General features: G+C 46.0%; 19 protein-coding genes and 1 tRNA gene. 14 read left to right on the top strand and 6 right to left on the bottom strand.

What is annotated here, in order from left to right; all coding sequences use genetic code 11:
- The first annotated feature begins 48 nt into the window (after positions 1–48).
- The 4 genes from RJD38_RS02635 (at position 49) to RJD38_RS02650 (ending at position 6,326) form a co-directional block, all read left to right on the top strand.
- Positions 49–1,635: a cation:proton antiporter family protein gene (locus RJD38_RS02635; RefSeq protein WP_005599339.1), complete on the top strand. Its 1,587-nt coding sequence runs from the start codon at positions 49–51 to the stop codon at positions 1,633–1,635.
- Between the two features lie 207 nt (positions 1,636–1,842).
- Positions 1,843–3,507 (top strand): asparagine synthase B, encoded by a 1,665-nt coding sequence (gene asnB / locus RJD38_RS02640; protein ID WP_005599338.1) that lies wholly within the window; start codon positions 1,843–1,845, stop codon positions 3,505–3,507.
- Positions 3,508–3,796: 289 nt separating this feature from the next.
- Positions 3,797–5,188, top strand: coding sequence for a peptide MFS transporter (locus tag RJD38_RS02645; protein WP_005599337.1), 1,392 nt, complete (start codon positions 3,797–3,799; stop codon positions 5,186–5,188).
- A 268-nt stretch (positions 5,189–5,456) separates the two neighbouring features.
- Positions 5,457–6,326 carry a TraB/GumN family protein gene (locus tag RJD38_RS02650; protein WP_065430758.1) on the top strand — a complete coding sequence of 290 codons (870 nt, stop codon included), beginning with the start codon at positions 5,457–5,459 and terminating at the stop codon, positions 6,324–6,326.
- A gap of 162 nt (positions 6,327–6,488) precedes the next feature.
- Here the strand turns inward: RJD38_RS02650 and RJD38_RS02655 are convergent.
- Positions 6,489–6,565 (bottom strand) — tRNA-Pro (locus tag RJD38_RS02655).
- A gap of 256 nt (positions 6,566–6,821) precedes the next feature.
- Between RJD38_RS02655 and RJD38_RS02660 the strand changes: the two genes are divergently transcribed.
- The 3 genes from RJD38_RS02660 (at position 6,822) to rluF (ending at position 9,012) form a co-directional block, all read left to right on the top strand.
- Positions 6,822–6,962: a DUF3149 domain-containing protein gene (locus RJD38_RS02660; RefSeq protein WP_005599333.1), complete on the top strand. Its 141-nt coding sequence runs from the start codon at positions 6,822–6,824 to the stop codon at positions 6,960–6,962.
- Between the two features lie 230 nt (positions 6,963–7,192).
- A complete protein-coding gene (gene smrA / locus RJD38_RS02665; RefSeq protein WP_005599332.1) occupies positions 7,193–7,774 on the top strand; it encodes a DNA endonuclease SmrA in 582 nt (193 codons plus the stop codon).
- A gap of 92 nt (positions 7,775–7,866) precedes the next feature.
- Positions 7,867–9,012 carry a 23S rRNA pseudouridine(2604) synthase RluF gene (gene rluF, locus RJD38_RS02670; RefSeq protein WP_065430759.1) on the top strand — a complete coding sequence of 382 codons (1,146 nt, stop codon included), beginning with the start codon at positions 7,867–7,869 and terminating at the stop codon, positions 9,010–9,012.
- 194 nt (positions 9,013–9,206) lie between these two features.
- Here rluF and upp read toward each other — a convergent pair whose 3' ends face one another.
- Complete coding sequence (upp, locus tag RJD38_RS02675; RefSeq protein WP_005599329.1) at positions 9,207–9,833, bottom strand: uracil phosphoribosyltransferase; 627 nt, start codon at positions 9,831–9,833, stop codon at positions 9,207–9,209.
- 180 nt (positions 9,834–10,013) lie between these two features.
- Between upp and purM the strand changes: the two genes are divergently transcribed.
- The 5 genes from purM (at position 10,014) to RJD38_RS02700 (ending at position 13,232) form a co-directional block, all read left to right on the top strand.
- Complete coding sequence (gene purM, locus RJD38_RS02680) at positions 10,014–11,054, top strand: phosphoribosylformylglycinamidine cyclo-ligase (RefSeq protein WP_005599328.1); 1,041 nt, start codon at positions 10,014–10,016, stop codon at positions 11,052–11,054.
- Positions 11,055–11,056: 2 nt separating this feature from the next.
- Complete coding sequence (gene purN / locus RJD38_RS02685; protein ID WP_009384595.1) at positions 11,057–11,698, top strand: phosphoribosylglycinamide formyltransferase; 642 nt, start codon at positions 11,057–11,059, stop codon at positions 11,696–11,698.
- Positions 11,699–12,035: 337 nt separating this feature from the next.
- On the top strand, positions 12,036–12,695 hold the full coding sequence (locus tag RJD38_RS02690) for a tellurite resistance TerB family protein (protein WP_065430760.1): 660 nt from the start codon (positions 12,036–12,038) through the stop codon (positions 12,693–12,695).
- 139 nt (positions 12,696–12,834) lie between these two features.
- The gene (locus tag RJD38_RS02695; RefSeq protein WP_005599321.1) at positions 12,835–13,038 is read left to right on the top strand and encodes a YaeP family protein; all 204 of its coding nucleotides are present in this window, start codon (positions 12,835–12,837) and stop codon (positions 13,036–13,038) included.
- 2 nt (positions 13,039–13,040) lie between these two features.
- Complete coding sequence (locus tag RJD38_RS02700; RefSeq protein WP_005599320.1) at positions 13,041–13,232, top strand: DUF4250 domain-containing protein; 192 nt, start codon at positions 13,041–13,043, stop codon at positions 13,230–13,232.
- A gap of 73 nt (positions 13,233–13,305) precedes the next feature.
- Here RJD38_RS02700 and RJD38_RS02705 read toward each other — a convergent pair whose 3' ends face one another.
- Both RJD38_RS02705 and purL read right to left on the bottom strand, forming a co-directional pair.
- Positions 13,306–13,647, bottom strand: a complete 342-nt coding sequence (locus tag RJD38_RS02705; protein WP_005599319.1) for a DUF3622 domain-containing protein — start codon at positions 13,645–13,647, stop codon at positions 13,306–13,308.
- Between the two features lie 465 nt (positions 13,648–14,112).
- Positions 14,113–18,024 (bottom strand): phosphoribosylformylglycinamidine synthase, encoded by a 3,912-nt coding sequence (gene purL / locus RJD38_RS02710; protein ID WP_065545136.1) that lies wholly within the window; start codon positions 18,022–18,024, stop codon positions 14,113–14,115.
- A 293-nt stretch (positions 18,025–18,317) separates the two neighbouring features.
- Between purL and mltF the strand changes: the two genes are divergently transcribed.
- Together mltF and RJD38_RS02720 are read left to right on the top strand one after the other, a co-directional pair.
- Positions 18,318–19,883: a membrane-bound lytic murein transglycosylase MltF gene (gene mltF, locus RJD38_RS02715; protein WP_005593285.1), complete on the top strand. Its 1,566-nt coding sequence runs from the start codon at positions 18,318–18,320 to the stop codon at positions 19,881–19,883.
- Positions 19,884–20,165: 282 nt separating this feature from the next.
- Entirely contained in the window at positions 20,166–20,300 is a 135-nt protein-coding gene (locus tag RJD38_RS02720) for a hypothetical protein (RefSeq protein ID WP_005593284.1), read from the top strand.
- 93 nt (positions 20,301–20,393) lie between these two features.
- Here RJD38_RS02720 and tadA read toward each other — a convergent pair whose 3' ends face one another.
- The gene (gene tadA, locus RJD38_RS02725; RefSeq protein WP_040757813.1) at positions 20,394–20,906 is read right to left on the bottom strand and encodes a tRNA adenosine(34) deaminase TadA; all 513 of its coding nucleotides are present in this window, start codon (positions 20,904–20,906) and stop codon (positions 20,394–20,396) included.
- 152 nt (positions 20,907–21,058) lie between these two features.
- Positions 21,059–22,339: a hemolysin family protein gene (locus RJD38_RS02730; RefSeq protein WP_065430762.1), complete on the bottom strand. Its 1,281-nt coding sequence runs from the start codon at positions 22,337–22,339 to the stop codon at positions 21,059–21,061.
- Positions 22,340–22,386: the final 47 nt, after the last annotated feature.

Raw genomic sequence — 22,386 nt, forward strand, 5'->3', positions numbered from 1 at the left:
GTCAATGACATAGCCTTTTTCGTTTTAGGGACAGAGTAGTTTTATTGTATGGAAATCATCTTAATTTCAGCTGCATTTATCGCAGGCTTTGTAGCGTTGAAATGTAACCTGCCCCCACTGGTTGGCTTCTTACTGGCTGGTTTTGGTTTAAAAGCCGCAGGTTTTAGCTCCAACGACACCATCATTACCCTCGCCGATCTGGGTGTAACCTTGCTGCTGTTCACCATTGGTTTGAAGCTTGACCTCAAAACCTTGCTGTCTAAAGAGATCTGGGCCGGAGCAACCATTCACAATGTGTTGTCTACTGCACTCTTCTCAGCCGCTTTATTGTGCTTAAAAATTCTCGGTGTGGGTTCACTCAGCGCAATGAGCGTTGATCAAATCGTCTTGCTTGGCTTTGCCCTCTCCTTCTCTAGTACCGTTTTTGCGGTAAAATCTTTGCAAGAAAAAGGCGAGCTCAACGCAACCTACGGCACAATCGCGATTGGCATCTTGGTTATGCAAGACATCTTCGCGGTGATCTTCCTAACGGCATCGACTGGAAAATTGCCGGAATGGTATGCGATTGTCTTATTCGCGTTGCCATTAATGCGTCCCCTATTCTATAAACTGCTCGACTGGGTTGGTCACGGTGAGATGCTGGTACTCTTTGGCATCTTCTTCGCACTCGTTGTCGGGGCTGGACTATTCGAATTGGTAGGTATGAAAGCCGATCTTGGCGCTTTGATTTTGGGTATGTTGCTGGCTGGACACAAAAAAGCCTCAGAGTTATCCAAGTCACTGTTTAACCTCAAAGAGCTATTTTTAGTCTGCTTCTTCCTCAACATCGGTTTATCAGAACAACCAACGCTGGCTGGCTTTGCCTTGGCTTTGATCTTTATGCTGATGCTGCCACTAAAAGGCATTCTCTACTTCTTAGTACTGAACTCATTCAAATTCCGCGTGCGTACCTCACTACTCTCATCACTTAGTCTATTTAACTACAGTGAGTTTGGCCTGATTGTTGGCGGCTTGGCCTTTAAGATGGGTTGGATGAGCGGTGACATTTTGGTTGCACTGGCGATTGCGGTATCAATTTCTTTTGTCCTTGCCGCGCCAATCAACCGCCAAGGTCACGCACTTTATCAACGTTCAGGACGTTGGTTAAAAGAGCACGCTGCAGAAAAATTGAATGTGCGCGATCAATTAATCAATCCTGGCCACGCACAAATTCTTATCTTAGGTATGGGCCGTATTGGTACTGGTGCTTACGACGAACTACGCCAACGTTACGGCAAAATCAGCCTAGGGATTGAGGTACGTGAAGAAGCGGCGCATATCCATAAAGCGCATGGCCGAAACGTGATTTCCGGTGACGCGACCGACCCCGATTTTTGGGAGCGTATTTTGGATACTGGTAAAGTGAAACTTGTGCTGTTAGCAATGCCACACCATCAAGGTAACCAAATCGCACTCGAACAATTACACCTAAGAAACTATCAAGGCCAAATAGCGGCGATTGCCGAATACCCAGATCAACTGGATACACTGCTAGAGCATGGCGTTGACGCAGCCTTTAACATTTATAGTGAGGCAGGTAGCGGCTTTGCCCGTCACGTTTGCGAACAGTTGCGACCAAGTTTTGAAAAACCATAGTTTTTTTAATGCTTTAGTTAGTGCCCTTAGATAAACGGTCTAAAATCCACCAAATGGTGGATTTTTTTTAATCAAACGAAGTTAAATTAAATATTATTTAATGCAATGGCACTTTTGTGATTTTTTTTATCGCTATGGGTTGCATTTCTTAACCAGAATGGCAAGTTTATATACAAGAAATAAATACAGTTTAAATAAGGGATTAGTATGTGTTCAATTTTTGGCATTTTAGATATTAAAAGTGACGCTGCTCAACTGCGCCCTATCGCACTTGAGATGTCGAAAAAACTACGCCACCGCGGACCGGATTGGTCGGGTATCTATTCTTCAGATAAAGCGATTCTTGCTCACGAACGTTTAGCCATCGTCGGCCTCAACAGTGGTGCGCAACCAATCTATAGCCCAAATGGCAAACACATACTGGCGGTTAATGGCGAAATCTATAACCATAAAGAGATCCGTGCCCGCTACGAAGGCAAGTACGACTTCCAAACTGACTCTGACTGCGAAGTCATTCTGGCACTCTACCAAGATATGGGTGAAGCACTGTTAGAAGAACTTAACGGTATTTTCGCTTTTGTTCTCTATGACGAAGATAAAGATCAATATCTGGTTGGCCGCGACCACATTGGTATTATCCCTCTTTACCAAGGCTACGATGAGCACGGTAACTACTTTGTCGCCTCTGAGATGAAAGCCCTGGTTCCGGTGTGTAAAACCATTAGTGAATTCCCTCCGGGTTGCAGCTACAGCAGCCAAGATAGCGAGCCACAACGCTACTACCTGCGTGATTGGAACGACTACGCCGCAGTAAAAGATAACCACACCAGTAAAGAAGAGCTAACCGCAGCGCTTGAAGCAGCGATTAAACGCCAACTAATGACCGATGTGCCTTATGGTGTGCTTCTTTCTGGTGGTCTTGATTCATCAATTACTTCTGCTGTCGCAAAACGCTATGCAGCAATGCGTATCGAGGATGATGAGCAATCAGAAGCATGGTGGCCACAATTGCACTCATTCGCGATTGGTCTTGAAGGTGCGCCTGATTTGAAAGCCGCTCGTGAAGTCGCCGATCAAATTGGTACCGTTCACCATGAGATGACCTACACCATTCAAGAAGGTTTGGATGCGATTCGTGATGTTATCTATCATATCGAAACCTACGATGTCACGACGATTCGAGCTTCAACGCCGATGTTCCTGCTTGGTCGCAAGATCAAAGCCATGGGCATCAAGATGGTGTTGTCTGGTGAAGGTGCGGATGAAATCTTTGGCGGTTACCTCTACTTCCATAAAGCCCCTAATGCTCAAGAGTTCCATGAAGAGACCGTGCGTAAACTGCTAGCACTGAACATGTTCGATTGTGCTCGCGCCAACAAGTCACTCGCTGCATGGGGCGTAGAAGGCCGTGTACCTTTCCTTGATAAAGAGTTTATCGATGTTGCAATGCGCCTCAATCCTGCGGATAAGATGTGTGGCAACGGTAAGATGGAAAAACACATCTTACGTGAGTGTTTTGAACACTATCTGCCAGAGTCGATTGCATGGCGTCAAAAAGAGCAGTTCTCTGACGGCGTTGGTTATAGCTGGATTGATACATTAAAAGAAGTAGCAGAAGAAAAAGTAACGCAGCAGCAACTAGAAACAGCGGCGTTCCGCTTCCCATACAACACACCGACCACCAAAGAAGGCTACGTATACCGTGAAATCTTTGAAGAGTTGTTCCCGCTGCCTTCTGCGGCAGAGTGTGTTCCTGGTGGTCCATCTGTCGCCTGTTCATCAGCGAAAGCGATTGAGTGGGATGAGTCGTTCAAAAACTGTGCAGATCCTTCTGGGCGCGCGGTGAAAGCTGTTCACAACGACGCTTACTAAAAGTCAATCACATCAAAAGGGGGCGCTTTGGCGTCCCTTTTTTTATTTTGTAGAATAAAACCAATCATTTAATCACCTTTTTATCGCTATAAAACTGCCACTCAAATATGAAACCTTAGTTTTTAAACGAACAAAAATAGCGCAATTTCAACACTAAAAAGCCAAATTTCAGCCACTTATCACACTTTTCCTTATCACTCCTAATTATAGATAATTTGCATTACGTAATTTCATCATGTATAGGTATTACCGCTATAAAATTCTCTATTCATAACTATTAGTAAAACTTATGCAAACACAACATCGACAATTTTTGGGCCATCCTCGTGGTCTATTTCTGCTTTTCGGCACTGAGCTTTGGGAACGCTTCTCTTACTATGCGATGCGCGCTATTTTGGTTTTGTATTTAACAGATACAACTATAAATGGTGGCTTAGGCTGGTCGACTAAAGATGCTCTAGATCTCTACGGCATTTATACTGGACTCGTCTACATCACACCGCTTATCGGCGGCTGGTTAGCCGATAACTACCTTGGTCAACGTCGCTCAATTTTAATTGGTGGCGCACTAATGGCGATCGGTCAATTTACCTTGGCACTGCCATCTGACATGCTTGGCATGACGATGATGCACAGCTTCTACCTCGGTTTGGCGCTATTGATCACCGGTAATGGTCTGTTTAAACCAAATATCTCAACCATGGTGGGTGACCTTTACCAAGAAGGCGACAACCGTCGTGATGGCGCATTCACTATCTTCTACATGGGCATCAACATTGGTGCACTACTGGCCGGTGTCGTTTCGGGTTCAGTAACTAATGAATTTGGTTGGAAAGCGGGCTTTGTTGCTGCTGGCATTGGTATGCTGATGAGCCTAGTAATGCAACTTTCATTCGCACAATCATGCCTTGGCGATATCGGTCGTGAGCCTGCAGCTAAGCGCGATCTAGAGCTTAAAAACTCAAATAAAAAAGAACCTCTGACTAAAGAAGAGTTCGATCGAATTAAAGTTATCTTAGTGATGAGTGTCTTTACTATCGTATTCTGGGCTGGCTTTGAACAAGCTGGCGGTCTGATGAACATCTACACTCAACAATATACCGACCGTATGATCGGTGGCTTTGAAGTGCCCGCGGCTTGGTTCCAGTCACTTAACCCATTCTTTATCATTACACTTGCGCCGTTGCTTGCTGTTCTTTGGGTAAAACTGGGCAAACGTGAACCAAACTCGCCAGTGAAGTTTGCTATGGCAATGTTCTTCCTCGCACTTGGCTTCCTATGTATGGTAGGTGCTGTCATGGAACAAGGCGGTGATACAACCGTAAAAACCTCTATGCTTTGGTTAGTCGGCGCATTCTTCTTCCATACCCTGGGTGAGCTATGCCTATCACCGATTGGTCTATCACTGGTCACTAAACTAGCGCCACTGCGTCTAGCATCACTGATGATGGGAGCATGGTTTGGTTGTAATGCTATCGCAAACTATGTTGCAGGTTACGTTGGCTCGCACGTGGGTGAGCTAGGTGCACTGTCTATCTTTAGTGGCATCGCGGTAACCGCAACAATTAGCGGTGTGGTACTCCTGTTTTTCTCAAACACTCTGGTACGCTGGATGCACGGTGCAGAAGCACCGATCAGCATCGAGCAACAGCTCGAAGAGCAGCAGTCACAAATCGCTTAATTCGTTCTTTTGCGATTGATAGAGCCCAGTCATTTTAGACTGGGCTTTTTTATCTCTACCCAGTGAGACACGATTCATTTTTTGCGAGTTATTTCACATCAAAAAATTAGTTCACTTTGACGAGGGCTTAATTATTACTGCAAACTAATCCCTTTGTTCAACCGATCAGAGATAACCAGCAGAAAGGCCTGACGATGAGTGTTGCATAGCAACGCAATTAGACTCATGCTTACAATCAATCTGATTAATGCGCCTTTTGTGACTCTCTATGATTCGACTGATTTGCTTACTCACAACCTTCTTCTTTAGCCAATTATCCACTGCAGAGCCTCTCTACTGGCAAGCAAGCAAGGGTAAGCTCAACTTATTGCTCGTCGGCTCAGTCCACGTCGGTGATGCTGACATGTACCCATTGCCCGCGGCTATCACCACCTTTTTAACCCATTCTGATGGCATCATCCTTGAGGCTGACATCCGCAACCAGAACAAGGTGCAATACCCTCACTCTCAAGTTCTCAGTCAAGATGTTCTCTCACAACATCAGCAAAAGGAGTTGCTTGGAATTGCCAACCTGCTCAATCTAAATGGAGAACAGCTGCTACAAACCCCACCTTGGGCATCTGCATTGGCAATACAAATGAAGCAAATCGAATACTTAGGCTACAAACCTCAAGATGGGGTGGATCTTTGGCTACTGTCGCAAGCGATTAACCAAGGTAAGCCCGTGCTGGGTTTAGAGTCGCTGCAATTTCAAATTGATCTTCTCACCCAGCAAGCCAATGGTGGGCAAGAGCTACTCACGAATGCGATCGAACAGTTTGATCATTCAGAAAATGCAATGCACTGCTTAATTAAGAGCTGGAAGAGTGGTGATATCGCGAAACTCAATGAATTTTCGTACTTAACAGAAATGTCGCCTGAATTTGAGCAAGCATTCATCTATCAGCGCAATCAAGATTGGGCGAATAAGCTCGCGAGCAGAGAAATTTTACCAAAGAAACAAGGCAACTATTTAGTGGTTGTGGGGACATTACACCTGATAGGCCGAGATAGCCTAGTGTCACTACTGCGTAATAAAGGCTTTACCGTCACTCAGCGCTCAACCAGCAGCAATGCGAACTGCGAATTTAAGTACTAAATTCATAGGTTTATAGGTTCATCATGCACGTTAGGGTCACCGAGAGATCGGAGATCTTTTTCCAAGTGCTGATTCTTTTCCTGCGCTTTGAGCATGGGGGATATATAAAACGTACAGATACGAAAAAGGCTCTACATTTCTGTAGAGCCTTTTTCTTAAAAGTGGTCGGTGAAGAGGGATTCGAACCCCCGACCCTCTGGTCCCAAACCAGATGCGCTACCAAGCTGCGCTATTCACCGAGATGTCTTACAAGTCGTATTGCCTGTCGACGAGGCGTATATTACGGATTCCTGAACTTAACGCAAGTGATTTCATTAAGCTTTTTTGCTTTTATTGTTCGTTTGCCTAAAACATCAGCAACGGGCCACAAAGTGTGATTGGAAGCGCACAAAAAAGAACACAATAACAACCAAAAGGATACAATTGATCCAGATCATTATCATTTTAAACCCCATCCGTTAACGTAAACCTGTCTTCAAAAACTTTGGGGGAAACATGGACTTTTGGCTTGAACTTCTTTTTGGTAATGCGGTAGGGCTGTCATCAATGTTAGTCATCTTCAGCGCTTTAGGTCTTATGTTCTTCTACGGTGGCTTCATCGTTTACAAAGTAATGACTGACAAATCTCCTCACTAGATCGCTTAGCATCGCGGTAGGCAACTGTAGCGCCTTGCACCGAAGTAGATAATCTATCTACTTCGGGTTTTTCGCGTTACTGCGTAAGCCACTCTACAACCATTTTAACTCTCCACTCTCGTCTAATCACACTCCGTTCACTAACTGCTCTGTATCCCTTAAAAATTTGCCCTTTTACCATTAAGCTTTCGTATAATTATCCCATTAGATTCTTACCCTGAGATGCCTCTATGTCTCAAGACGACGATTTCACCCTTTTTCAGCAAATGATGGGTGACGTAAAACCAATTAATAACGACACTGCCGAGCTAAAAAAGATTCATCACACCAGTGATGCGCAGCTCGCTAAGCAAGCGGCGGCTATTTGGCTAACTGAAGAAGATCCTGATTATCTCTCGATTGATTACGCCCCTTCGCTAAAACCAGAAGCGATCATCGAGTTCAAACGCGATGGTGTGCAAGAAGGCGTCTACCGTAAGCTCAGATTAGGCAAGTACCCCATTCAAGCGAAATTGGACCTACACCGTCGCACGCTAAAGCAAGCCCGCGACGAAGTAGTGATCTTCTTAAAGCAATGTATCCGCATGGATATTCGTACTGTGCTCATTGTGCACGGTCGTGGTGAGCGTTCTAATCCACCCGCACAGATGAAAAGCTATCTTGCCCAATGGTTAGTGCAGATTAAAGAAGTGCAATCGGTGCACAGCGCTCAACAATTCCATGGTGGTACTGGCGCGGTTTATGTCTTGTTGCGAAAAAGCCAAGAAAAGAAGCTAGAAAACCGTGAGCGCCATCAAAAACGGTTAGGTTAAGGCTTTCTCTTAGTGTTAAAATGTGAAATGCAGCCATAGGGCTGCATTTTTTTCTAATTAACTGCCGTTGGGAAACGTTGAGGAAGACCTAAATGTCACAAGATAACGCTAAACGTCTAAATAAATACATCAGTGAAACTGGCTACTGCTCTCGTCGTGAAGCAGATAAGCTGATTGACCAAGGTCGTGTCACCATTAATGGTCAGATCCCTGAAATGGGTACCAAAGTTATGTCTGGTGATGATGTTTGCATTGACGGTCAACCGCTCAAAGCCAAAGAAAAACCTGTCTATATTGCTCTAAATAAGCCAACCGGTATTACCTGTACTACCGAACGCGACATTCCGGGCAACATTGTTGATTTTATTGGCCACCGCTCACGTATCTTCCCGATTGGTCGTCTTGATAAACCTTCTGATGGTCTGATCTTTCTAACCAATGATGGCGACATCGTTAACAAGATCTTGCGTGCTGGCAACAACCACGAAAAAGAGTATGTGGTGCGTGTTGATAAGCCAATCACAGACGATTTTATCCGTCGTATGGGCGCAGGCGTTAACATCCTTGATACCGTTACTCTGCCATGTAAAGTCACCAAAGAAACCAAATTTTCATTCCGCATCGTATTGACGCAAGGCTTAAACCGTCAAATTCGTCGCATGTGTGAAGCTCTGGGTTATGAAGTATTTAAACTGCGTCGTGTTCGTATCATGAACATCACGCTGGATGATATTCCAAATGGCCGCTGGCGCTATTTAAGCGATGACGAAATCAACGAAATTCATGCCATGTGTGAAGGTTCTGTCAGTACCGAAGAAGCGTCAAAGACCGATGCTAAAGGCAAACACATTCGCAAAGCAACTGACGCTAAATTGTTTGATAGCCGCGAAGAGAACCAAGAGTCAACCGCGCGCCGTAATCAAAACACACGTACTTTTAAAGGCCGTAATGCTGACGAGTTCCGCCATGCACCTAACTCAAAGAAAGGTCGTCATGGTGAGCAAAATCGTGAGCGTAGTAACGAACGTGGTCAAAGTCGTAGCAATGATCGCTCAGGTAATCGTAACAACAACGACGACCGTAGCAACGATAAGCGCAATAACGACCGGTACAATGACAAGCCGAGCTATAAAGGCCGTTCGAACGACAATAACTCTCGTCCGAGTTCATCGCGTCCAAACTCATCACGCCCAAGCAATAAACCACGCGTTGGTGGTACATTGGGTTTGAAGAAGTAAACAGAGCTGAGAGCAGAAACAAGATTCGAGATTCGAGATTCGAGATTCGAGATTCGAGAGTTTAGAATCGAGAAGCTAAGAGCAGAATCGAGAAAAAGGGCGAGATCCCCTACTCGGGCTAACGTGCTCTGTGAGAAGATATTCTAAACACAAAAAAAGAGGAGCATCAGCTCCTCTTTTTTATTGGATTCGGTTTACTTAGTACCGAAGATCTTATCGCCTGCGTCACCAAGACCAGGAACGATGTAACCTTTGTCATTCAGTTTTTCATCGATCGCAGCCGTGTATAGTTCTACATCTGGGTGCGCTTTTTCTAGAGCTTCAATACCTTCTGGAGCCGCAACAAGTACAAGTACTTTGATTGCCTGACAACCTTTCTCTTTTAGTAGATCGATCGTTGCGATCATAGAGCCGCCCGTTGCAAGCATTGGGTCAACCACAAGTGCGATACGCTCATCGATGTTTGAAGCAAGCTTGTTAAAGTATGGTACTGGCTCAAGTGTTTCTTCATCACGGTAAATACCAACAACACTGATACGTGCGCTTGGCATATGCTCAAGTACACCATCCATCATGCCAAGACCAGCACGTAGGATTGGCACTACCGTTACTTTTTTACCTTTGATTTGATCTACTTCAACAGGGCCATTCCAACCATCAATGGTCACTTTCTCTGTTTCAAAGTCTGCGGTTGCTTCATAAGTTAGTAGGCTACCAACTTCAGTCGCTAACTCGCGGAAGCGCTTAGTGCTGATGTCACCTTCTCTCATTAGACCAATTTTGTGTTTAACAAGCGGGTGTTTTACTTCAACAACTTTCATGTCCATCTCCGGCAAATAGGGTATTTTTCAAATAAACCTTCAGATTATAAACGATTTCGTTCTCAATTTCTTGATCTTGTATAAGATAAAAAACTCACGCAAACGTTTGCTATTGGTATTTATCAACTGGTAGAATAACGCCGTTTTCTCATATCCAACTTACTTAACCGAGGACTTCCTGTGAGTGGCAATAATACTTCTCTAAGTTATAAAGATGCTGGCGTTGATATCGATGCAGGTAATGCACTTGTTGATCGCATTAAAGGTGCGGTGAAACGTACTCGTCGCCCAGAGGTTATGGGTGGAATTGGTGGCTTTGGTGCACTTTGTGAATTGCCAACCAAATATAAGCAGCCAGTCTTGGTATCGGGTACTGATGGCGTGGGTACAAAACTTCGCCTTGCATTGGATATGAACAAACATGACACCATCGGCATCGACCTTGTGGCGATGTGTGTTAACGATCTTATCGTTCAAGGCGGCGAGCCACTATTCTTCCTTGATTACTACGCAACAGGCAAACTCGATGTTGATACCGCAGCAGACGTTGTTACTGGTATTGCTGAGGGTTGTATTCAAGCGGGTTGTTCACTCATTGGTGGTGAAACAGCAGAAATGCCAGGCATGTACGAAGGTGAAGACTATGACGTTGCTGGCTTCTGTGTTGGCGTTGTCGAGAAAGAAGACATCATCGACGGTAGCAAAGTGGCCGCTGGTGACGCACTGATTGCTGTCGGTTCTAGCGGCCCTCACTCAAATGGCTACTCTTTGGTGCGTAAGATCCTTGAAGTATCTGGCGCAGACAAGAACGAAGAGCTTGCAGGTCGTACTATCGGTGAGCACCTACTTGAACCCACTCGTATTTACATTAAATCGGCACTAAAAATGATCGAGCAGCATGACATTCATGCTATCTCGCACATTACTGGTGGCGGTTTCTGGGAAAACATCCCACGCGTTCTACCACAAGGCACTAAAGCCGTGGTTGATGGTAACAGCTGGGAGTGGCCAATTATCTTTAAATGGCTACAAGAGAAAGGTAACGTCACGACACACGAGATGTACCGTACCTTCAACTGTGGTGTAGGCTTAGTTGTTGCACTACCTGCTGACCAAGCAGACGCAGCCGTCAAGTTGCTGCAACAAGAAGGCGAAAATGCATGGGTAATTGGTAAAATTGCTCCAGCACAAGCAGGCGAAGAGCAAGTAGAGATCAATTAAGTATGAAGAGTATCGTTGTTTTAGTTTCTGGAAATGGCTCCAACCTACAGGCCATCATTGATGCGTGTGATTCTTCAATCACCGATGGCAAAGTGACCGCCGTATTCTCAAATAAAGCGGAAGCCTATGCGCTTGAGCGTGCAAAAAACGCCGGAGCTGCTGGAGTATTTCTTGATCCTAAAGCGTTCGATACTCGCGACGCTTTCGATCATGAGTTGATGCGCCAAATGGATGAGTTTAAACCTGATTTAGTCATCCTTGCTGGTTATATGCGTATTCTAAGTGGCGAATTCGTTCGCCACTACATGGGCCGCATGATTAACATCCACCCTTCTCTATTGCCGAAATATCCAGGCCTTAACACCTACCAGCGTGCCATTCATGCCGGTGATGAAGAACACGGCACCAGTGTGCACTTTGTTACCGAGCAACTTGATGGTGGTCCGGTGATCTTGCAAGCTAAAGTGCCTATCTTTGATGAAGACACGGTAGAAACTCTCACCGAACGCGTGCAAAACCAAGAGCACCGCATCTATCCAATGGTCGCAAAATGGTTTGTTGAAGGCCGTTTAGAAATGGTCGATGGCAAAGCCGCTTACCTTGATGGCGATCTGCTCAGCATGCACGGTTACGCACCGGAGTAGCGCTTCGAGATTCGAGAAAAGCAGAACGCTTCGCTCGAGAGACGAGAAAAAGCTAACAGCAGAACGCTTCGCTCGAGAGGCGAGAAAAGCGAGAGGCGAGAAGTTACCCACCTCTCGTTTCTCGATTCTTTTATCTCGCTTCTAAACTCTCGATTCTCACCTCTTTAATCTCGCTTCTCGTCTCTTCAATCTCGCCTCTCAATCTCGCTTCCCGATTCTATTCTCGCTTCAATCTCGACTCTCAAAACCCTATCCCATTAATCTTACGTTCATTTTTGCTCTGCTAATGTTCTTACACTCACTCTAAGAGTTAATTACGCCACTACTGGAGCTTCTTATGGATCTAAAATCTCTACTGAACCAAGCACTGAATTCAGATATCGTGCGCCAAGGTCAACAGCAACTCAAAAAACAATCCAGCTCAGGATCATTGAAGACTCTTGGCGCGGGTGCAGTCGGCGGCGGCTTAGTCGGGCTACTCATGGGGTCGAAAAAGAGTAAAAAAATGGGCGCTAAAATTGGTAAAAACGCCCTCAAGGTTGGTGGCGCAGCCGCGCTTGGGGCGCTTGCCTATAAGGTCTATAACGATTGGCAAGGCAAACAATCTAGCTCAGCCACCAGCAACGAACCATTTGATCAAAACCAACCCATACACAGTCAGCTAATCATTAAAGCCATGATTGCTGCGGCAAAAGCCGATGGTCACGTGGACAATGACGAGATGGCGCAAATCGATGCCGCTATTGAACAATCCGGTGGCGATCAACACCTGCGTGAGCTAGTACAGCAAGAGCTCAATAAACCACTCGATCCAATTCAAATCGCTCGTTTAGCTTCAACACCGCAACAAGCGGCTGAAATTTATCTTGCATCTCTACTGGTGGTTGATGAACAAAACTTTATGGAAAAGGCTTATCTGCAAGAATTAGCGAAGCAACTAAAACTGGATCCAGAGGTCACGCAACAGCTTGAAATGCAAGTAAACAGCCCAAGCTAATCCGCATTGGCTAATCGGATTGCATAAATTAACCGCATTTCCACACAAGCCTTGAGATAGCGCAAGCTCTCACTTTGAGTTTGCTCGTGACTCTGTGTATATTGAGACCAGTTCTCATTTTGATTGGAAGTAAATGACGATGAAAGTTTATGATTGTTGTGACTTAATACGCGAGCTTTATGCACAGATTGGCAGTGGCGATCAAGGCTATATCCCTCAAGCCATTACCTGCGCGGTTCGTACGTTAAATGAAATTGCTGCGGATACAACGCTTGAGCTTGCTATTCGTGAAAAAGCGGCCTTTGCGGCAGCTAACCTGCTTATCTCTGACTTCGAGGATTAGACATGGATTTAGCCAATTTTAAAAGCATGGATACCATCATGCTGATGAGTATCGTCAACTTGAAACTGCGCGACGATTTCAATGGCGATCTGGATGAGTTGGTTGCATTTTTTGATATCGATAAAACTGATTTAGAAACCAAACTGGCCAGTGCTGGATTTGAGTTTTTACCTGAGGTTGGTCAGTTTCGCTAAACGCGAAACTGCGATTTTAGAGACAAAAAAACCGCCTGAGGGCGGTTTTTTTACAACGAGATAAGACTAAATATTAGTCTTCGTAGTCGTCGAAATCTTCGTCTGCCGCATCGTTAGCTTCGCTACGAGCTTGAAGGAACGCTGCTTTACGTTCTGCTGCTTCACGTTCTAGACGCTCTTGACGTTCGTTACGCTCAACACGTTGTTGGCCTTTACGCTCGTTACGCTCTGCTTGGTTTTTCACAAAACCCAATAGCTCTTTTTCAGCCCAAGCTTGTGCAAGCTCTTCACTTTCAAAACCAGCTTCACGCTTAGAAACAACCGTTTTACGAGAGGTCACTTGACGAGTGATTTCAGCAGTCCAACCAGTGCGCTTTTCAGACACACGAATTGCAAATTTTTTGTTCTTAGACATTTCTATTTCCTAGGGATTATTCAGGGATCGGTCAACTTGATAACTCCATCGAAGCTGAGCTGTTTAACACCATCCCTTGGTAAGCGCGGTATTAGAGCATAAAAGTTATCGAAACGCTGCAAGTTTTTTACCGCAGACGAGAGACGAGAGACGAGAGACGAGAGACGAGAGACGAGAGACGAGAGACGAGAGACGAGAGACGAGAGACGAGAGACGAGAGACGAGAGACGAGAGACGAGAGACGAGAGACGATTTCATTTTGCCTATTTAGGGACAAGTACTGTCAACCACTTTTGAATCCATGTATCTCTCTTTAATATTCCAGCGCATACCTCTCGATTTCTAGAGCGAAGCGTTCCCGCCTCTCGAAGCGTAGCGTCCTATCAGGCTAAGCCCTAAAAGAAAGCGCCAGTCTCTCAACCAGCGCTTTTCTATTTTTGTTAACGTTGACGAACTTTATCGCGATTAACCCACATTCTTACGTGCGTTTTGGAACATACGCATCCACGCGCCATTCTCGCCCCAACCTTCTGGAGACCAAGAGTTGGCAACGGTACGGAATACACGCTCAGGGTGCGGCATCATGATAGTCACGCGACCATCCGTCGTTGTTAGGCCGGTGATCGCGTTTGGTGAACCGTTCGGGTTGTTCGGGTATTGCTGCGTTGGGTTACCGTGGTTATCAACGTAACGCAGTGCAACCGTACCTGAGTTTTCAATCGCATTTAGGTGGTCGTTGTCACGCACTTCTACGCGGCCTTCACCGTGAGAAACCGCGATTGGCATACGAGAACCTTCCATACCGTTAAAGAAGACAGAATCCGATTTCTGAACTTCAACTAGGCTGAAGCGAGCTTCGAAACGCTCTGATTCGTTGCGAACGAAACGTGGCCAGTACTCAGCACCTGGGATAAGTTCACGTAGGTTAGACAGCATCTGACAACCGTTACACACACCGAGAGAGAAAGTATCTTCACGCTTGAAGAAGTTGGCAAATTGCTCACGAGTCGAGTCGTTAAACAGAACCGACTTAGCCCAGCCTTCGCCCGCGCCGAGTACATCACCGTAAGAGAAACCGCCACAAGCCACAAGACCTTGGTACTCATCAAGTACCGCTTGACCGGTTAGGATATCGCTCATGTGAATATCCGTTGCTTCAAAACCTGCACGGTCGAATGCTGCGGCCATTTCAACGTGTGAGTTAACACCCTGCTCACGTAGAATCGCCATCTTCGGCTTCAAGCCTTTGGCAATATATGGCGCTGCAATGTCTTGGTTCACATCAAAGCTCAGTTTCACGTTCAGACCAGGATCTGAGTTATCTTTCTTCGCTTCATGTTCTTGGTCAGCACATGCTGGGTTGTCACGTAGACCTTGCATCTTATGCGTCGTCTCAGCCCAGATAGTACGTAGTTCCGTACGGTTACGTTCAATCACGATAGACTCGCCAGACTTAATCACGAGCTGATCAGAATCTTCAACAGAACCGATAATGTGTGAACACGCTTCTAGACCGTTTGCAGCAAGCGTAGAAAGAACAGCATCTAAATCATCGTTGCGAACTTGGATGACCGCACCTAGCTCTTCGTTGAATAGTGCAGCCAGAGTGTCTTCACCTAGCGCTTCAATATTTGCATTAACACCACAGTGACCTGCGAATGCCATTTCAGCTAGAGTAACGAATAGACCGCCGTCGCCTTTATCGTGGTAAGCCACAACTTGGTCGTTAGCAACCAGCGTTTGAACACCTTCGTAGAAACCTTTTAGTTGCGCCGCGTTGTCTACGTCAGCGGGCTTATCACCAAGCTGCTTGTAAACTTGCGCTAGTGCCGTGGCACCTAAACGGTTTTTGCCGTTACCTAGGTCGATAAGAACTAAGCTTGTAGCGCCTAAGCCTTCAAGGTTACTCGGGGTGCGCAGCTGAGGCGTAATCGTTTTACGAACATCTTCAACACGAGCAAATGCAGTGATAACAAGAGATAGCGGAGACGTCACTTCTTTCTGCTCGCCATTCTCTTCCCACTTAGTCTTCATCGACATAGAGTCTTTACCCACCGGGATAGTAAGACCCAACGCTGGACATAGCTCTTCACCAACCGCTTTAACCGCTTCGTAAAGACCGGCATCTTCACCAGGGTGGCCCGCTGGAGACATCCAGTTCGCCGACAGTTTAATGTGTTTGATATCGCCGATATTGGTCGCTGCGATGTTAGTGATTGCTTCACCAACGGCTAGACGAGCCGATGCACCGAAGTCTAGCAATGCCACTGGCGTACGCTCACCAAGAGACATCGCCTCACCGTGGTAAGAATCGTAGCTTGCCGCCGTTACCGCACAGTTAGCAACAGGTACCTGCCATGGACCCACCATTTGGTCACGAGCCACAAGGCCAGTTACTGAACGGTCGCCAATTGTAATAAGGAAGGTTTTCTCTGCCACAGTTGGTAGGCGAAGAACACGGTCAACCGCTTCGTTGATTTCGATACCAGAACGGTCAATCGCAGGATTGTTCACTTTTAGCGTTTGCGCGTCACGGTGCATCTTAGGTGTTTTACCTAATAAGATGTCCATTGGCATATCGATTGGCGTGTTGTCGAAGTGTGAATCTTGCAGTTTAAGTTCACGCTCTTCCGTTGCCTTACCCACCACTGCGTATGGTGCACGCTCACGCTTACAAATCGCATCGAACGTTGGCATGTCTTTATCCGCTACCGCCATTACATAGCGCTCTTGAGATTCGTTACACCAGATCTCAAGTGGGCTCATACCCGGCTCATCGTTTGGTACGTCACGTAGGTTAAAGATACCGCCACGCTCACCATCGTCTACTAACTCAGGAAGAGCATTCGAGATACCGCCCGCGCCCACATCATGGATAAACGCGATTGGGTTCGCATCACCTAGCTGCCAACAACGGTCAATCACTTCCTGACAACGACGCTCCATCTCTGGGTTTTCACGTTGTACCGAAGCGAAATCTAAATCTTCAGAAGAAGAACCAGAATCCATAGAAGATGCCGCTCCGCCACCAAGGCCGATGTTCATCGCAGGACCACCAAGAACGATTAGGCTTGCACCGACTGGGATCTCTTTCTTCTGCACATGCTCATCACGGATATTACCAAGACCACCAGCTAGCATGATTGGCTTGTGGTAACCACGTACTTCTTCACCTGCGTGAGAATTTACCTTCTCTTCGTAAGTACGGAAGTAACCTAGTAGGTTTGGACGACCAAATTCGTTGTTGAATGCAGCGCCACCAAGTGGGCCTTCAAGCATGATATCTAACGCAGTAACGATACGGCTTGGCTTACCAAAATCGGTTTCCCAAGGTTGAACAAAGTTCGGGATTTTAAGGTTCGAGACAGAGAATGCCACAAGACCTGCTTTTGGCTTACCACCAATACCCGTTGCGCCTTCATCGCGGATCTCGCCACCAGAACCCGTTGATGCACCCGGCCATGGGGAAATAGCCGTTGGGTGGTTATGGGTTTCAACTTTCATCAAGATGTGAGTCTTCTCTTGATGGTAGTTGTACTGGCGAGTTTCTGGATCTGGGAAGAAACGACCCACTTCTGAGCCCGTCATGACTGCCGCGTTATCTTTATAAGCAGAAAGAACGTGATCAGGGGTGACTTCAAAGGTGTTCTTAATCATTTTGAACAATGATTTATCTTGTTTAACACCGTCGATAGTCCAATCTGCGTTGAAGATCTTATGACGACAGTGCTCAGAGTTCGCTTGAGCAAACATCATCAATTCGATATCAGTAGGGTTACGGCCAAGCTTTTCGGTAAAGCTTTCTAGCAAGTAATCAATCTCATCTTCAGCTAAAGCAAGACCTAGGGTAACGTTTGCTTTTTCAAGCGCAGCGCGACCACCGGCCAGTAGATCCACTTCAGCGTATGGTGCAGGTTGTGACACTTTAAACAGTGCCTCTGCAGATTCAACATCGGTGAAAACCACTTCCATCATACGATCGTGCAAGATGGCTTTAAGCTCAAGCTTTTGCAGTTCGTTCAGCTCTGTAGAGGTTTCAACATAATACGCTGTACCGCGCTCAAGACGTTGAACTTGGTCCAAACCGCAGTTACGAGCAATATCTGTTGCTTTTGAAGACCATGGCGAGATAGTGCCTGGGCGTGGCGTCACAAGAAGTAGCAATCCTGCTGGATCGTGCTCTTCAATAGTTGGGCCATAAGTGAGGAGTTTTTCTAACTTCTCAAGCTCAGGCTGAGCAAGCTCGGCCGTCAAGTTAGCAAAATGCATAAACTCAGCGTAAATAGCGGTCACAGGTAATTGCTGTTCACGGCAAAGTTCAAGAAGCTTGTTAACACGAAACTCTGAAAGAGCTGGGGAGCCACGCAAAATTCTCATGTGCTTAGGTCTCTCTACGATTAATGAAAGTAATATTGGAATAAATTCAAATGGTTAAACAACATCCATTACAAACTCATGCCAATCCTACCTAGCCGTTGCGCAGGCATTATAAAGCAATTGTTTTTGTGATGTAACATCAAAAGCAAACGTTTGCGCACTTTTTTTTGTCAAATTTGAATTACAGCTAAATTGTGCAAAAACAAAGCGGTGGTCGCGAACGCTTTCGCTGCACTTTGCCTTATCTCGCCACTCTGATATAAAGGCCGTACATGAAGTATGAGAATCACTAAATGAGTAGCCAATTTTTAACCAAAGCACGGACCTATTTTGTGCTTGTTTTCAGCGCGGTTTTACTCGCTGGCTGTCAGATCGAATCTGAACCAAAAAGCGACCTAGACCAAATCCGCGAACGCGGTGTATTGCGTGTGGGTACCCTAAATAATCAGCTTTCTTACTACATCGGTCCCGATGGCCCTGCTGGTTTGGATTATGAAATTGCGCGTCAGTTCGCTAAAGAGCTTGGCGTACGTTTGGAAATGAAACCCGCTTATCGCATTTCAAACCTTTATCCTGCATTGGAAAATGGCGAAATAGATATTATTGCCGCAGGCCTTACCCAATCTCCTGAACGTATGCAGCGCTTTCGCCCTGGCCCTGCGTATTACTACGTCAGCCAGCAGTTGATCTATGAGAAAGGCAAATGGCGCCCACGTAATCTTGAGCAATTGTTAGCCAAGCAAAACGAATTAATTGAAGAAAATGAAGGACAGCCGATTGTCACTATCGTTGGCGATTCTCATTTCAACCAGACACTCAGCAAAATTCAGCAAGAACACCCTGAGTTTAAGTTTACGATTGATCCCAATGCCGATGTCAATGACCTACTAAAAGAAGTCTCTGAAAGTGATATTCGCTTTACTGTGGCAGATTCAGTGGAAGTTTCCTTATCACAGCGCATCTATCCTGATGTGGCGACCGCATTTGAATTAACAGAAGATCAACCTACTTCTTGGTTCTTACGCCGCTCTGAAGATGAAAGCCTTTATGCGATGGTGATTGAATTTTTCGGTCATTTAAAACAATCGGGTGAACTAGCTCAATTAGAAGAGAAATACATCGGTCATGTAGGCTCATTTGATTACGTTGATACCCGTGCGTTTATCCGTGCACTGGATAACAAGCTGCCAAAATGGTCACCGTTATTTAAACAATATTCCGAAGAGTTCGATTGGCGCTTAATCGCAGCATTGGCTTACCAAGAATCACATTGGAACCCAATGGCAAAATCACCAACAGGCGTACGCGGAATGATGATGCTGACGCTGCCAACGGCGAAAAGTGTGGGAGTAACCAACCGCCTTGATCCCGAACAATCAGTAAAAGGCGGGGTTGAGTACCTACGTAGAATGGTGGCACGCATTCCTGACTCGATTGAGCAACATGAGAAGATTTGGTTTGCGTTAGCTTCTTACAACGTCGGCTACGGTCATGTGATGGATGCTCGTCGCCTCACTAAGAAGCAAGGCGGTAATCCTGACCAATGGTCTGATGTAAAAGAGCGTTTACCTCTTTTACGCCAAGCGAAGTACCATCGCCAAACCCGTTACGGCTATGCGCGTGGTGATGAAGCGAAAAACTACGTCGAGAATATTCGTCGTTACTACCAGAGCATTATTGGCCACATTGAGCAGCAAACGCCGGATGAAGGAGAAGTTGATATCAACGATTTAACAGTGATTCAACTCGACCCGAGCGTCTTGTCAGCGGCAAGCAGTTCAATAAGCCCTGCTTCTACCGCAATACCTGCCGTTTCAGGCAGTGTATCCGCCGCTAGCGTAGCCAAAAGCGAAGAATAACGGCGAGATAAGCGAATCCAAATCAAAAGAGCCTCACTTAGTTGAGGCTCTTGCTTGATATTTACCCTACAAACCAGAGATACTCACTGCCCTTCGCGCAAGCAGAGCAACTGACTCACTCATAGGCCTCTGCTGACTATCATCCGCGAAGCTGCTTTCGGACTCCTAATACCACACAACACTGCACTCACTCTTCACTCCGTTTTACGAGCAAGAGAGGGGACGTTTGTGTTGAATTTTAGGAATATTTGATTTTACAGATATCTGTAGGAGATTGTGATTATGCGTAAACGTCGCATGCAATCAAAACGCCTTACAAAGACTGTTGCTGCTAACCGCCGTAAACGCAAGCTAGTCAACAACAAGAAAAAGGTGATTGCCCGCCATCGAGCGTTCATGCAGCTATCAAGTTACTGAGCCTTCAGCTGACTTTAGCTCAACTTGAGTGTTAGATGAGACGAGAAGGTTAGTAAATAGCGGTTGATATTTACTAACCTCACTTCCAAAGGGTTACTCACCCTGATCGGCTTCTTTCTTTTCTGCTTGCTTACGCGCTTTAATCTCTTTACGGCGACGCTTAAAAAAAGCCTGCAATTGACTGCGACAATCCTCTTCAAGTAACCCATGTTCAACCTGTGCGTAATGATACGCCGCTTGATGTTCAAAGAGATTGAGAACCGTTCCCGCCGCGCCCGCTTTAAGGTCAGGGGCACCAAAGACAACACGCTTCACACGGCTATGCAGTAAAGCACCAGCACACATTGGACATGGCTCTAAAGTGACATAGAGCGTGGTATCCAGTAAGCGATAATTTTCCACCGCTTGTCCGGCTTTACGAATTGCCTGCATCTCGGCGTGAGCACTGGCATCATGCTGGCCAATAGATTGGTTCCAACCTTCTGCAATCACTTCACCATCTTTCACTAGCACCGCGCCAACCGGTACTTCCCCTTCCAACTCAGCCTGTGCAGCCAAAGCCATCGCGCGGCGCATAAAATGCTCATCTTGGGCGCTAAATTGCAACGACGAATCCGCAGGCGAGGACGTCGCAGATTGAAGTGAAGAGTGTAGTTGAGAATGGGATTGCGACAAAGTCGGCTCCTAAAGACGAACAAAAAAATAGGTATGCGGCAAAGCATACCTAATCTTAGACACAATGGACAACAGTGCGTGTATTACTCGCTCGCTTGCTGCTCAATTGGCGTCACTTTTACACTGACGATACGGTTATTTTCCACCGCCACGATTTCGAAGTGCCACTGCTGGCAATCGATCACTTCACCGATCTCTGGCAGACGACCCAGTAACCATGTAACCCAACCATTCAGCGTTTGGAAGCCTTCACTTTCCCCTTCGAGCTCAGACAGCTCTAAACGGTTTTTCAGTTCACTAATTGGAATCAAACCATCGACGAACAGTTCGCCATCAATCTCTTCAGACCAAAGATCATTAGGATTGTTTGACAGTTCACCCGCAATCGCTTCCAACACATCATAGTGAGTCACAAGGCCTTGGACATCGCCATACTCATCAACAATAAACGCCATCTCAGTGCCTGACTCTTTAAAGTAAGTCAGTAGACGTAAGCCTTTCATTGATTCAGGAATATAGACCGGTGCTTTCGACAGCCCCATAATCACTTGCATATTGAGGTTATTTGCTTGGTTGAGTAGAGCCTTGGCCGACACCGTACCAACAATCTTATTCATATGCCCCTGACACAACGGGAAGACACTGTGCTTGGTTGAGCGAAGTCGCTTGAGGAGCTGTTCAATCGGCTGATCGATATCAATGAAGTCTACGTCGCGACGCGGGGTCATCAACGAACTGACTAAGCGGTCATCAAGCTGCAAAATATTGCGGATCATCTCTTGCTCACCGCGCTCAATCACACCTGACTCTGAACCTTCTTTCACCAGCGCGTGAATATCATCTTCCGTCACACTGTCTTCTTGGCTTTTTTGACCCAATAATTTCAACAATGTCTCAGTAGACCAAGATAGCGCGAAGACAAATGGCGTGGTGATTTTTGAAATCCAATAAATTGGCAAAGCGACCAACACGGCAATCGTTTCTGCTTGAGATTGCGCAAAACGTTTCGGCACAAGCTCACCAACAACAATCGCAAAATAAGTAATACCCACCACGACAATAGCAGTCGAAAAAATATCAGCTTGAGTCGCATCTAAGCCCCAAAGCTCAAGCTGTGCCGCTAATGGCACTGATAACGTGGCTTCACCCACAATACCGCTCAATAGACCAATCACGGTAATACCAATTTGGATGGTAGAGAGAAAACGCGTGGGATTTTCTTTTAGGTCGAGTGCAACTTGAGCGGCACGATGCTTTTCAGCTAAGCGTTTAAGTCGACTATTTTTGGCTGCGACTAAAGCGATTTCTGACATCGCAAATAGACCGTTTAAAACAATTAACCCTACTAAAAGCAGAATTTTCATAGTTGGTGATTTTCCATGTATAACGGCAATTGCCGTCGCATGCAGTG

It is taken from the genome of Vibrio scophthalmi (assembly GCF_040869025.1).
GTDB classification, from domain to species: Bacteria; Pseudomonadota; Gammaproteobacteria; order Enterobacterales; family Vibrionaceae; genus Vibrio; species Vibrio scophthalmi.